The organism is Marmoricola sp. URHA0025 HA25 (assembly GCF_054059435.1).
The window spans coordinates 1,049,657-1,063,304 of the sequence record NZ_JBSSCD010000001.1 but is presented as its reverse complement, the minus strand read 5'-3'; the positions used below and the strand labels follow the sequence as shown (position 1 = coordinate 1,063,304).

Annotated in this window: 10 protein-coding genes; 3 read left to right on the top strand and 7 right to left on the bottom strand. The window is 70.4% G+C overall.

Annotation, left to right across the window (positions count from 1 at the left end):
- Positions 1-35 precede the first annotated feature (35 nt).
- Positions 36-980, top strand: coding sequence for an NAD(P)-dependent oxidoreductase (locus tag ACVW00_RS05115; protein WP_457109823.1), 945 nt, complete (start codon positions 36-38; stop codon positions 978-980).
- A gap of 4 nt (positions 981-984) precedes the next feature.
- Here ACVW00_RS05115 and ACVW00_RS05110 read toward each other — a convergent pair whose 3' ends face one another.
- The 6 genes from ACVW00_RS05110 to ACVW00_RS05085 form a co-directional block, all read right to left on the bottom strand.
- Complete coding sequence (locus tag ACVW00_RS05110; RefSeq protein WP_457109822.1) at positions 985-2,373, bottom strand: hypothetical protein; 1,389 nt, start codon at positions 2,371-2,373, stop codon at positions 985-987.
- Positions 2,366-2,878 carry an RNA polymerase sigma factor gene (locus tag ACVW00_RS05105; RefSeq protein ID WP_457109821.1) on the bottom strand — a complete coding sequence of 171 codons (513 nt, stop codon included), beginning with the start codon at positions 2,876-2,878 and terminating at the stop codon, positions 2,366-2,368. Before ACVW00_RS05105 ends, ACVW00_RS05110 begins: the two co-directional genes overlap by 8 nt.
- A 348-nt stretch (positions 2,879-3,226) precedes the next feature.
- Complete coding sequence (locus ACVW00_RS05100; RefSeq protein ID WP_457109820.1) at positions 3,227-4,474, bottom strand: DUF222 domain-containing protein; 1,248 nt, start codon at positions 4,472-4,474, stop codon at positions 3,227-3,229.
- A 221-nt stretch (positions 4,475-4,695) separates the two neighbouring features.
- On the bottom strand, positions 4,696-5,361 hold the full coding sequence (locus ACVW00_RS05095; RefSeq protein WP_457109819.1) for a response regulator: 666 nt from the start codon (positions 5,359-5,361) through the stop codon (positions 4,696-4,698).
- Positions 5,358-7,448 (bottom strand): histidine kinase, encoded by a 2,091-nt coding sequence (locus ACVW00_RS05090; RefSeq protein ID WP_457109818.1) that lies wholly within the window; start codon positions 7,446-7,448, stop codon positions 5,358-5,360. The genes ACVW00_RS05095 and ACVW00_RS05090 overlap by 4 nt, the downstream gene beginning before the upstream one ends.
- Positions 7,449-7,477: 29 nt before the next feature.
- Complete coding sequence (locus ACVW00_RS05085) at positions 7,478-8,212, bottom strand: hypothetical protein (RefSeq protein WP_457109817.1); 735 nt, start codon at positions 8,210-8,212, stop codon at positions 7,478-7,480.
- 154 nt (positions 8,213-8,366) lie between these two features.
- On the opposite strand from ACVW00_RS05085, the gene ACVW00_RS05080 reads away from it, so the two are divergent.
- Complete coding sequence (locus tag ACVW00_RS05080; RefSeq protein WP_457109816.1) at positions 8,367-9,695, top strand: serine hydrolase domain-containing protein; 1,329 nt, start codon at positions 8,367-8,369, stop codon at positions 9,693-9,695.
- 328 nt (positions 9,696-10,023) lie between these two features.
- Positions 10,024-10,410 (top strand): hypothetical protein, encoded by a 387-nt coding sequence (locus tag ACVW00_RS05075; protein WP_457109815.1) that lies wholly within the window; start codon positions 10,024-10,026, stop codon positions 10,408-10,410.
- 37 nt (positions 10,411-10,447) lie between these two features.
- Here ACVW00_RS05075 and ACVW00_RS05070 read toward each other — a convergent pair whose 3' ends face one another.
- Positions 10,448-13,231: a DEAD/DEAH box helicase gene (locus ACVW00_RS05070; protein ID WP_457109814.1), complete on the bottom strand. Its 2,784-nt coding sequence runs from the start codon at positions 13,229-13,231 to the stop codon at positions 10,448-10,450.
- Positions 13,232-13,648 lie beyond the last annotated feature (417 nt).

The following is a 13,648-nucleotide window of genomic DNA, read 5'->3' as shown; positions in this document are numbered from 1 at the left end:
CCGGAAGCGTCGCCGAGCAGGCCACTTCCTCCGGAATGGCCCGCGACAGATCACTACGCGTCGGATCGAATGTCGGCAGACAGCCACGCCGGGGAGGCGACATGGACGGCGACGTACGACTCGGATTCGTGGGCCTCGGCCGGATGGGCGAACCGATGGCCGGCCGGCTCGTCGACGCCGGCACCCCGCTGACCGTCTGGACCCGCTCCCCCGCCAAGCTCGACCTGCTCGCAGCCCGCGGCGCCACCCCTGCCATGTCCGCGGCCGACCTCTTCGAGCGCTGCGACGTCGTGATCCTCATGCTCACCGACGGGCCTGCGACCGACGAAGTCCTCGGCCGGAGCGCCGACGGCTTCGCCGTACCGGTCGCCGGCAAGACCCTCGTGAACATGGGGACCATCTCCCCGGACTACGCCGGCGGACTCCGGGACCAGGTCCTCGCGTGCGGCGGCCGGTACGTCGAGGCGCCCGTCTCGGGCTCCCGCGTGCCTGCGCAGCGCGGCGAGCTGGTCGCGATGCTTGCCGGAGACGCCGACGCAGTCGGAGCGGTCGAGCCTCTGCTCGGCCCGATGACGGCGGCGACCTTCCGCTGCGGCGACGTACCGAGAGCCACGGAGATGAAGCTGGCGGTGAACGTCTACCTGATCGGCATGATCACCGCCCTGGCCGAGTCCTTCCACTTCGCCCAGCAGCGCGGTCTCGACCCGGCCACCTTCCGCGCGATCGTCGACGCCGGTCAGATGTCGAGCCCCATCTCGCGGATCAAGGTCGCCAAGCTCGTCGAGGGCGACCACGCACCGCAGGCGGCGATCAGTGACGTCCTCTACAACAACCGGCTGATCCTCGAAGCGGCGGGCGACGACTTCCCGATGCCACTGCTCGACGTGTGCGCTCAGCTGCTCGCCGAGGCGGAGGCCCACGGCCACGGCACCGAGGACATGATCGCCGTCATCGAGGCGATCCGGGCCAAGCGCGAGTGATCCTTCAGCAGCCGCCCTCGGTGAACACGCACATGCTCGGCGCGATCTGCTTCGCACGCTTCGCCACGGCCGGCAGCCTGACCCGCGCCGTCTCGGCGGAGAACTCCCCGCCCTCGACCAGCGCCAGGATCGACCGACCGACCCGGGTGAAGACCCAGACGCCACCACCGAGGCCCTGCTCGTAGGTCTGCGCCACGGCGAACGAGTCGTAGCCGGTGTCCACAAACTCCGCGCTCCAGATCGTGGCGGTCGCCGGATCCGACGTCGTCCCGTCAGGACAGTCGGCCACCGCCGCGCGGAGCTGCTCCATCTGGGCGACGGCGTCGTCGGCCGAGGGATAGGTGCGCAGCTCGCGGGTGTCGGCGTACTCGGGACCAGTGACCTGGAAGAAGAGCTGGTCCTGCGACGGGGCCGCGAACGCCTCCACCCCGCACGGCTGAAGGAGGACCGGGTCGCCCTCCGCGCTCGGCGCATGCACCTGACCCTCACTGCCCGGGTCCTGGTACGCGACGTCGATCGGGAAGGCCGCCGGGATCTCGTCGACGTGCGACACGGGTGGCGAGCTCGTCGTGGGCGCGTCCGGCGTCGCCACGTCAGGCGGCGGGGCCGTGCAAGGCTCCGCGGCGAAGACGCACATCGCCGCCACCACCTGTGCCTGGCCGGCGCGGACGTCGGCGAGCTGCTCCTCGAAGGAGCGGACGTTCGCTGGTCGCAACAGATCCTGCTGCACGAGGAGTGCGTTGCCCACTCGCTCGACGGTGACCAGCTGGGCGACGGGCGAGCTCGAGTCGGCCACGGTCAGGACCCACGCGTCGCCGTCTCCGATCCGCTGGGCAACCTGGGGGCCCACCCCAGGCGCGCCCGGTGTGCATTCCCCGTACATCGCCGCGATGTGCGCCTGCGCCTGCTCCGCGTCGGACCCGCTCGCGTAGAGGGCGAGCAGTCGTGAGTCGACCCCGTCAGCAGGGTCGACCACGCCCTGGTTGGTTGCGGTAGCCACATCCACCCAGCCCGCCGACTGGCCCAGGGACGACTGCCCGTCACGACACGTCATGAGCGGCAACCCCTTGTCGTGCTCCGTCGCAGCCGACGCCTCGCCGGGCATCGGAATACCGTCGCCGAGGGGGAAGCCGTCCGGGACCTTCCGGACCCAGGCCCCGTCGGCCTTCTGGGTCTGCGACGGCGAGGGCAGGATCGGCGGGGTCGCCTTCTTGTCGCCGTTGGTCAGGGCAGCGACCGGCGCCACCACCGCCAGGACGAGCACGACGGCGCCCACCACGGTCGCGATCGTCGTACGCCGCGCGCGCCGCTCGCCACGCAGACGCACCTCGCTCGCGTCGGGCGGAGTGACCTCGAGGGGCTGGCTGAAGCTCCGGAACATCGGATCAGACATTGTGTGCTCCCTCCTCGAGACCATCCACGAGCTCGGCCTGGTCGAGCAGACCGGCCAGCGTGGCGCGTCCGCGGCTCAGGTATCCCTTGACGGTCCCGTCATGGAGGCCCGTCTCTCGCGCTACGTCCGCGACGGTCAGGTCGGCGATGTAGTGCAGCACCACGGCGCGCCGCTGTGCCTCGGGCAGCTGCCGCAGCGCGGTGACCAGGGCGAGCCGCTCGTCCGACGGCTCGGTGACCTCGCTGGGAGTGAGCGCCCGATCCGGAGTCCGTCTGGCGAGCAGCACCCGACGCCACCGGCTGACGGCCAGCCGGTACGCGGTCGTCCGCACCCACGCCTCCGGCCGTCCGGATCGCTCGAGCTTGCCGCGGTGCTGCCAGGCACGCGCGAACGCCTCCTGGACGCACTCCTCCGCCTCGTCGCGGTTGCCGATCATGGCGTAGAGCTGCGAGACCAGTCGCGCATACGAGCTGGCATAGAGCTCGTCGAACTCGCGCTGGTCCATGCCGTCCCCGTCCCGTGATCTCAGGTGAGCCGATTGTCGCGTTGTTTACGCGTGGGCGGAGTCAGACGGTTGTCACGGACCGAACAATTCTTTGGAAGGCACCCAGGCGGGGCCGTAGCGACCCAACCCCAGGTGGTCGAGCGGACCCCACCACGGGTGGTCGAGCAGCGAGCGCCAGCGAGCGATCAGTCGAGACCCCGCAACGTCGGGCAGGAACCCAACCCCAGGTGGTCGAGCAGCGAGGAACGAGCGATCAGTCGAGACCCCGCAACGTCGGGCAGGAACCCAACCCCGGGTGGTCGAGCAGCGAGGAACGAGCGATCAGTCGAGACCTGGTGACGTGCCCGCTCACTCCCGCCGAGGGAAGTGGACATCCCCGTCCGGCCCCCGAACGGCCTCGCACGACGGGTCGTGCGCCCGGTGGTGGTGGAACGAGCAGAGCAGGATGCCGTCATCGAGATCGGTACGCCCACCCAGCGCCCAGGGTCTCAGGTGGTGTGCCTCGCACCAGGTGGCGGGAATCGTGCAGCCCTTGGCCCGACATCGTCGGTCGCGCAGTCGGAGTGCCTTGCGCTGCGCGGGGCTGAAGAGCCGGCTGCTGCGCCCCAGGTCCAGGATCTCGGACTTGCCGCCGAGGACGGCCGGCAGGATCCCGGCCGTGCAGGCGAGTCGCCGAGCCTCCCCCGCGGTGATCCGCTGGTCGTCACTGCTGATCACGCCCGCGGTGGCCAGGTTGCTGCGCAGCTGGTCGAGGGTCATGGTCACGATCACCGTGGTGGCATCGCCGCCGTGGTCCGGCAGCCGCTTGGGGTCGAGGTGCTCGAGCAGCGCACAGAGCGCCTCGCCCCGGCGGCGGTGCAGCGGCCCATCGGCGGCGATCGAGCCTGTCGCAACCCGTCGCGGCGACGTGAATGCATCCAGGTACGTCACCAACCGGTGCGCGGCCGCGTCGGGAAGCCGCCCCGCGAGCCGGGTCGTCCCGTCCCCGCAAGGAGTGAATGTCAATGTCGTCGTCTCCGCGGCGCGGCGCTCCTCGTCCGCGAGCGCCCTGGCCTCGGCGGCCTCGGCAACGTCGGGCGCCACGACCTCGAGGATCCGCCGGCCGAGCACACGAAGCTCGCGCGGTCCGAACTCCGCGGCGTACTCGACGAGCTGCGCCTCCGCCCGGTCTACGAACTCCGCAGGTACGTCCTCGGGCAGCTGGTCCAGCGCGTGAGTGATCACCCGCGCCTGGTTGAGGTTCAGCGCCGCACCGGCGAGCCCGTCACCGACCCGGTGCCACCGCTGCGCCAGCGCCTCCCCCACCTGCAGGTCCCGTTGCAGCTCACGGCGCTCGTCCCGGGTCTCGTGCGCCAGCCATGCTCCCGCATCCCGCGCACTGGCACGGTCCGCGACGTCATCGGCCGAGGCGAGCAACCGCAACCTCAGCGCATCGAGCCGAGCACCGGCAGCGCCGAGGGCGATCAGCGCCGCGGCCTTCTCGTCGGCACCCATGAACTCCACCGGCACGGCGGCGATCTCGTCCAGCTCGTGGCCGACGCGCTCGGCGCAGGCGACCACGGGATGACGGCCGAACGCCTCGGGCATCACTGCCATGGCACACCTCCCACACATACGCACGAGCGAACGATGTCGTTCTCACGCGTGATGGGCAGCCGGCCCGTGAGAGGCCGACCCGGACGACTTCTCCGAGCCAGGTCCGTGGCCTGAGCCATCAGTATCACCACCGGACCTGACACAATAGTACACACATACGATTGCGCAGGTCAAGGCCTCAGATGGGGAACCCGGCCCCGGCTGGCGACGTAGGCGAGGCGTCAGCCCTTCCCGAAGCCCGCCTCGCGCGCCTTCACGATCGCCTCGGCCCGACCGTTGGCGTGCAGCTTGGCGTAGATCCCCGAGACGGTGTTGCGCACCGTCTTGTTCGACACGAAGAGCTTGCGCGCGATGGCGTCGTTGCTCGCGCCGGCGGCGAGCAGGTCGAGGACCTCGTGCTCGCGAGCGGTCAGGTCGGCGAGGGCCGATGGCGCGGACGCGGCGGCGGCCGGCGCCTGGAAGAAGTCCGCCACGCGCCCCGCGAGCCGCGCGCCGAACACCATCCCGCCCTCGTGCGCTGCGCGGACCGCGGCGAGCACCTCCTTGGCGCCGGAGCCCTTCAGGAGGTAGCCGGAGGCGCCGGCCCGGATCGCGCTGACCACGGTGTCGTCGTCCTCGTTCATCGTGAGCATCACGACGCGGACTCCCGGGTGTTCGGCGCTGATCCGCCTGGTCGCCTCGATGCCGTCGAGGTCGCCGGGCATCTGGATGTCCATCACCACCACGTCGGGCAGCTCGGCGGCGACCAGCGCGAGCGCCTCGGCCGCGTCCGCCGCCTGCCCGACCACGTGGGTGCCGTCCATCGCGGAGAGCAGCGCGACCAGCCCGTCCCGCACGATCGCGTGGTCGTCGACCACGACCACCCCGATGCTGTCCACGTCGCTCACTGTTCTTCCTTCCCGGTGGTGCCCAGTGGGAGCACCGCCTTGACGAGGGTCCCGCCCGACGGTGGGCAGCTGACGTCGGCACGACCGCCGAGCTCGGCAGCTCGCTCCCGCACCGAGAGCAGCCCGACCCCAGCCTGGACGTCGCCGCCGATGCCGATGCCGTCGTCGGCGATCTCCACCACCAGGTCGGAAGCGGTGCGCTCGAGCCGCACGCGCCCCGAGTCAGCCTCGGCATGCCGAGCGACGTTGGTCAGTGACTCGGCCACGATCCGGTACGCCGCGACCTCCACCGCCGCAGGTAGGGCACCGAGGTCGATGGCCTCCACCTCGACCGGCAGCGGCTGCGTCTCCGCGAGCTGCCGGAGCGCGCCGACGAGGCCGCGGTCGTCGAGCGCAGGGGGTCGCAGCTCGTGCACGAGCCGGCGTACGTCGGCGACGATCGCCTGCACGTGGTCGCGCACCGAGTCGATCTGCGCGGTGGCGCCGTCCGGATCAGCTGACACGAGCAGCCGGGCGGTCTCCAGCTGGTACACCACGCCGGCCATCGCCGGGCCGAGGCCGTCGTGCAGGTCGCGACGGATGCGCCGGCGCTCCTCCTCGCGCGTGTTCACCAGGCGCTCGCGGCTGGCCTGGAGCTCGTCGGCGAGCCTGCTGGTGCGGGCCGCGGTCGCGGCCTGCCTGACCAGGTCGCCGAGCAGCTTCTCGTCCCGAGGCGACAGCCGGCTCCGCAGCCCGCGGACCGGCAGGACCAGACGGCCGACCTCGCTCTCGCGGTAGGTGATCGGCAGGGTGCGCACCTCTTCGGGCCGATCGCCGAAGGTCGCGGTCAGGCGTTCCCCGCCGGGCCGGTCGACCTCGACGGCCACGTAGCCGACACCGAAGGCGTCGGCGACGGCTCGTGCGACCGCGGCCAGCTGGGCAGGACCGTCCTCGATCGACTCGAGGTTGGCGGCCAGCCCGGCCATCACGTCGTACCGGTTGCCGCGGCTGCCGAGGATCCAGCCCTGCACCAACCGGAACAGGCGCTGCCGCAAGGGTCCGTAGGCGAGCGCCGTGACCAGCAGCACGACCGTCACCAGCTGGCGCTGGTCGAGGCCGCCGAGCGCGTCGGAGAGCAGCGCCACGACGAGCAGGTCGACACCCAGCAGGCTCAGGGTGACGGCGCCGAGCACGAGCGTGCGGACCAGCAGGTCCTCGACGGGTACGACGGTCGGCCGGACCACGCCGACGGTCATCGCCGCGACCGGCAGCACCGCGACGACGACGATCACCGCGTCGACCGCCGATCCCAGGTCGGCGACGCCGACCGCGGTGAGCGTCAGCGCCATCACGACGACCGCCCAGACCAGCCACCGCATCCGGTCGCGGTCCGCGGCCGTGGATCGGCGGTACCGGAGCACCGCGCTTACCATCGCGATCAGGAACCCCGCGATGGTCAGCACTCCGCTCAGCGGCCGGAGGGCGTCGGCCGAGGCGAGCGGGGAGAGCGTCAGGAAGTTGAAGTCGACCCCGGGCGGGAGGTCGGCGACCTGGGGCGCCGTGGTCGCGGGAGTGAGCACCACCAGCGTGGCGGCCACGACCATGCCGCCGAGCGCGACGATGCCCAGGCGGCCCAACCAGCCCGCCAGGAACCGGCCGGTGGGGAAGATGAGGAGGAGCGCCGCGATGCTGAGCGGGAGCACGGAGCCGAAGCGGTTCAGGAACCACAACGCCAGGTTCGCCCCGGTCTCCGTGCCGTCTGCGGTGATGGCGACCCGGACCCAGGACTGGGAGAAGCCGTCGAGCGCCCACACCGCGGCGATCGGCAGCAGTGCCCAGCCGAAGCGTTGCCGCGGGTCGTGGCGCGCGACCACCAGGGCGCAGAGGGCGATCGCCAGCCCGGCGACGGTGTAGGTGGCGCCGTAGCCCTCGGCCAGGTCGACGCCGGGCCCGTCCGCCGGTCCGGCGACGTCGAGCACGAGCGACGCGGCGGTGAGCAGCGCGCTGGACAGTGCGACCGTCCAGGCAGCGACGAGCGCCGTCTGCGGGGCGCGCCGAAGGCCCGGCATCGTCGATGCCGGGCCCTCGGGCTTGGTGGTGGTGCTCATCGGTCGTCGTACCGTAGTTCGTTCCTCGGTCAGGCGTTCGCGGAACGGTGCGCGCGGTCCCCGACCAGGAAGCCCACCGACGTGACGACCAGCCAGAGAGCCGCGACCGGACCGGCCATGTACTCCAGCGGCGAGATGCCGAGCAGCATCGCCAGGCCACCCATGACCAGGCCGACGCGGCCGATCCAGCGCGGCACGACGCTCAGCCGGCTGGTGGCGTAGACCGCCAGGCCGGCCAGGCCCGCGAGGACCCAGACCCACGGGATCGTGCCGATCCAGTTGTTGTACAGCGACGCGGTGGAGTCGGGCACGGTGTTCTCGTCCCCGGTGGCCAGCGCCATCATGATCTCCGTGTCGAGGCCGGCGCCCAGGACGGACACGACCGCAGTCCCGAGGAGGCCGGCGAACGCGACCGTCGGGGCGATCGAGTCACCGGCCCCGCGGCGGAGCCGGCGGAAGAGGCCGGCCGCGAACACGACCATGAGGATCGCGCCGATCGTCGTGATGCTGTGGAACGCGAACATCACGCCCGCCTTGTCCTCGAGCGCCTTCGCGACGCCGTCGGTGGTCCCCTTGAACTCGTCGCGGTAGACGACGTCGACCATCGACGAGGTCACGATCGTGGCGACCCCGAGGATGCCGGCGCCGAGGCCGCTCAGGGCCCAGAGGCGCGAGTTGTTCGGGCGGGTGGATGTCACGGGGCGGTCGCCCTCGAAGCGGACGTCCGAGCGAACCGGGTTGCTGGTGGCTACGTGAGTGGACATGTTGATCTTCCTCGTCTGTTCGGCCGGGGCACGTCGCCGCCGGCGGTGACCAGACAGTGCCGGGCCCGGTGTCCCGGCGCACAGGGGACAACGGGGCAAGGGTTTGTCCCGTCGTGTCGGGCCAGGCGTGCTCACGTCGGCGTACCGTGCGCCCATGCGCCGCTCCTCGAAGATCGTGCTGATCACGCTCGCGGTCCTGATCGCGGCGCTGGTCGGCGGCTACCTCTACGAGCGACCGCTGCTTGTCACCGGCACGGGGTACGCCGCCCACAACGCGTGCGCCGTACGCCTGCTCGCGCACCGAGCCGACCCGAGCCAGGACCTGCCGGGGAACCCGATCAGGCCGCTGCTGAAGAGCCACGTCTCGGGCGCCTCCGCGAGCGGGAGCATCCTCGGCGCCCTGGGCAAGCAGCGCGCCTGGTACGACGCCGGCTTCGGCTGCACACTCGCGGAAAAGCGCCCACACCTCGGCACGCCGATCTCGGTCAGCGCCAAGGCCAACCCGTATGCGGACGCACAGACCCCAGCAGCACCCACGGGTGCCGTCAACAAGGCCCTCGACCGGGCCTTCGGCACAGACCTGGCCAGCAAGGACCGCACGGACCTGGGCACCCGCGCGGTCCTGGTCGTCAAAGGCGGTCGGCTCGTCGCCGAGCGCTACGCCGGCGGCTTCGACGCCGACACCCCGCAGCTCGGCTGGTCGATGGCCAAGAGCGTGACCAGCCTGATCGTCGGCCGCCTCGTCGCCGAGGGCAAGGTCACCCTCGACGACGACCACCTCCGACCCGAGTGGACCGACGACCGCGCGAAGATCACCGTCCGCGAGCTGCTCCAGATGACCAGCGGCCTCAGCTGGGACGAGACCTACGCGCTCAACACCCCGATCACCCGGATGCTCTACCTCGAGCGCGACATGGGCCGGTACGTCGCCTCCCGACCGCTCGCGCACCGACCCGGCACGTACCAGCAGTACTCCAGCGGCAGCATCAACCTGCTCTGCTCCATCCTCGCGAAGCGCACCGGCGAGGGAGCCAACCTGCCCCGACAGGAGCTGTTCGCCCCGCTCGGCCTCGCGAGCGCCGTACTCGAGCCCGATGCCGTCGGTACGCCGGTCTGCAGCTCGTACCTCTGGGCGACCCCGCGCGACTGGGCCGCGATCGGCCAGTTCGCCCTGCAGAACGGCATCTGGAGCAACAAGCAGCTGATCCCGATCAACTGGATGGCGAACACCACCAAGGCCGTCGACGTGAAGACCGAGGAGGACGGCTACGCGACCGGCTGGTGGACGAACCGCCGCCCCGACGGCACCCTCGTGTACCCGTCATTGCCCGCCGACGCGTACTTCGCCGAAGGCCACGACGGCCAGTGGCTGGTCATCGTGCCCTCGCAGCGGCTCGTCGTCGTGCGGCTGGGCTTCACGCCCACGCGAGACTCCGACCGGACCATCGGCCTGGCGGCCGACCTGGTCAAGGCACTGGGCTGACCAGCCACGCTGGTCGAGCAGCGAGCGCCAGCGAGCGATCAGTCGAGACCTGTCGTGCTTGCACAAGGCTGCCCGCAGTGACTCGACGGGTTTCTAAGTCAAGGGCCCGCTTCTTGTGGGAGCGTTCCGGCTGCAGGGTCGAGAATCTGAGAAGGGCGAGGACGTGCACGGACGGCTCGGGATCTTGGTAGGCGCAGCGCTGCTGACGCTCACGGCATGCGGAGAAGGGAACAGCGGGACACCGGAACCGACCGCGACGGTGACAGTCACAGCGGCGCCCTCCACCGCCTCTGCGTCGCCGACTCCGACTCCAACTCCGATCTCGGAGATGAGTGCGGCGGGGATAGCGCGGGTCCTCAAGGAACAGGTCAAAGCCGTCCGCCGCGTGACGGTGATCAATGAGGACAACGACTCAAACAACCTCATCGGCCGACCTGGCGGATACACCTCCGCTGCCGTCCTCACTGACAAGGAGGGCGACACTTCAGACTCCGAGCCCGGTGTGGCCTGGGGTGCCACCGTGGAGGTGTTCCCGACTCAGGCGGACGCCCAGAAGCGCAAGGACTACATCCAGGGCATCCTCGCCGGTTCACCGATGCTCGGCACGGAGTATGACTACGTCGCCGACGGCGCTTTGCTTCGCGTGTCCGGAGAGTTGAAGCCATCGCGAGCCAAGGAGTACGAGGCGGCGTTTCGCACCATCCCGACCGATTGACGCGTGGCGAGACACATCCAGGATCGCCGCTGCATCGTCACAGCCGCCGCATCGCCGTCGTGGTGAGCACTAGCTCCCCGAGCTCATCAGAAGCATCAATGTCCACCTCTGCCTCGATCACCCACTCGTGGTGCCCGGCGGGATCCGCAAGCGTCTGCCGCACCGGCCAGCGGCGCCCCGTCCGCTCGATGACGAAGAGATCCGGGCCGCGAGCATCCCCCGATGTGCCGAGCGACGAGTGCTCGGCGTAGTACTCCTCGATCGCAGCGTCCCAGTCCTCCCGAGTCATCAACACCTCACGCGGCGGATCAATACGCGAAGCGTCAGAAGCCTCCAGCGCAGCCAGACCAGGTACGTCGTCCCGCGCCACCAGCTCCACCCGCCGCCACATCGCATTCCGGATCATCACCTTGAACGCCCGCTCCTGCTGCGACAACGGCCGCGGTGGTGGAGCTGTGGCATCCACCAGCGTGCGCGGCACATGGTCCGGATCCGAGAGCGCCTCCCACTCGTCCAACAAGGACGAGTCGGTCTGCCGCACCGTCTCTCCCAGCCACTCGATCAGGTCGTCCAGCTCGGGCGGTCGGTGCGCGTCGGGCACGGTCTGGCGCAGCGTTCGATACGCGTCGGAGAGGTAGCGCAGCAGCAGGCCCTCCGACCGCGCGATCTTGTAGCGCGCGACGAAGTCGGTGAACCCCATCCCCTGCTCGTACATGTCCCGCACGACCGACTTCGGGTCCAGCGCGTCCAGCGGCAGCCACGGGTGCGTCTGCCGGTAGGTCTCGAACACCGGCTCCAGCAGGTCGGCCAACGGCTTGGGCCAGGACACCTCGTCGAGCAGCGCCATCCGCTCGTCGTACTCGAGCCCGTCGGCCTTCATCTCCGCGATCGCCTCACCGCGCGCCTCGTGCTGCTGGGCGAACAGGATCTGCCGCGGCGGGTCCAGCACCGACTCGATCACCGACACGATGTCGAGCGCGTACGTCGGCGCCTCCGCGTCGAGCAGGTCCAGCGCCGCGATCGCGAACAGCGCCAGCGGCTGGTTGAGCGCGAATTCCTCCGGCAGCTCGACGGTGAGCACGTAGCGCCGGCCGAACTCGTCGGGCTCGTCGAGCCGCTTCAGCACCCCGTTGTGCACCAGGCTGCGCGCCAGCCGCAGCGCCCGGCGCGCATGCGCGAGCTGCGTACGCCGGTCCTCGTGGTTGTCCATCAGCAGCCGCCGCATCACCGGGAACGCGTCCTCCTCGCGGGCGACGACGTTGACGAGCATCGCGTTGTCGACCTTCATCCGCGATCGCATCGGCTCCGGCTCCCCGGCGACCAGCTTGTCGAAGGTCTTCTCGGTCCACACCACCGTGCCCGGCGGCGGCTTGGTCAGCTGCGCCTTGGACTTCCGCTTGTTCTGCTGGTGCTCCCTCAGCGCCGCGTTCTTCGCGGCCGACTTGGCCTTGGCCTTCTCGTTCTCGATGACGTGCTCGGGCGCCTGGACGACGACGTAGCCGTTGGTGTCGAACCCGGGCCGCCCCGCCCGCCCGGCGATCTGCAGGAACTCCCGCGTCCGCAGCACCCGCTGCTTGTGCCCGTCGTACTTCGCCAGCCCGGTGAACAGCACCGTCCGGATCGGCACGTTGATCCCCACCCCGAGCGTGTCGGTCCCGCAGATGACCGTCAGCAACCCCTCCTGGGCCAGCTGCTCCACCAGCCGCCGGTACCGGGGCAGCATCCCCGCATGGTGCACCCCGATCCCCTTGCGCAGCAGCTTCGACAGTGTCTTCCCGAACCCAGCCCCGAACCGCACCCCGGCGAGCCTGTCGGCCAAGGTTGGTCGAGCAGCGACGAAGGAGCGATCAGCCGAGACCTCCCCAGCCCCAGGTGGTCGAGCAGCGAGTCCGTCGTCAGGTGGTCGAGCAGCGAGTCCGTCGTCAGGTGGTCGAGCAGCGAGTCCGTCGTCAGGTGGTCGAGCAGCGAGCGCCAGCGAGCGATCAGACGAGACCTCTGGTGACGTACCTGCAGACCCAGCAACAGCTGGTCGAGCAGCGAGGAACGAGCGATCAGACGAGACCCCCCGCAACAACCCCTCCGCCCGCTGTACCGCCGCCGCCTGCGTGAAGTGCACGACATACACCGGCGCCTGCCCGGTCTCGACGACCTCCTTCAACGCCTCGTCCAACGGATCCAGCGACCAGCTGAAGTGCAGCGGCACCGGCCGCTCCGCCTTGTCGACGACCGCGGTCTCCCGCCCGGTACGCCGGCTCAGGTCGGCCGCGATCTCCGTGACATCCCCCAGGGTCGCCGACATAAGCACGAACTGCGCGTCGGTGAGCTCCAGCAGCGGCACCTGCCACGCCCACCCCCGCTGCGGGTCGGCGTAGTAGTGGAACTCGTCCATGACCACCAACCCGACGTCGGCCCGCGACCCCTCTCTCAGCGAGATATTCGCAAGGACCTCAGCCGTGCACGCGATGATCGGAGCGCCGGGATTGACAGTCGCATCGCCGGTCAGCAGCCCGACGTGCTCGGCGCCGAACACCTCACACAGCGCGAAGAATTTCTCGCTCACCAGCGCCTTGATCGGCGCGGAGTAGAACGACACTCGCCCCTCGGCCATCGCCGCCATGTGCGCCGCCGTCGCCACCAGCGACTTCCCCGACCCGGTCGGCGTGGCCAGTACGACGTTGCTGCCCGACAGCAGCTCGAGGATCGCCTCTTCCTGGTGCGGATAGAGCTCCAGCCCCTGCGCCTCGGCGTACGCCATGATCCGGTCGTACGCCGCGTCGCTCACCCGCCCATTCTGCCCGGCGGCACCGGTACGCTCCGCCATCGACGCAACGACGCCTGCCTGATACGCCTGGTCTGACAACGCCGCCGCGTTCCGCCCCGAACCCGCTGACTAGGCGCTCGCTCCCGACCAGCTCTGATTGAGTGTTCCCGCGGAGCTCACGACGCCACGGTGCACACGGGATTCCGACAACTTGCCGCTGCCCCTCCTGCGGACCGCTGCCAGACGCTAGATCGCCCGCTACGACCTGGTTGCACTCCGCCCAGTAGGAGTCCCGCAGGTCCGGCGGGGTCGGTCCGCGTCTTGGCTGAGCGCGGCGAGCTTGCACCGCGGGCTGGCCGCAGTGCCACGAGTGCCATCCGTTCCCGACGAGGACCTCGCGGACCTCGTTGGCATCGATGACGAGGATCGCCTCCCCAACGCGGTTCAGTTGGTGCCCGTCGGCCGAGTCGGCGCTTG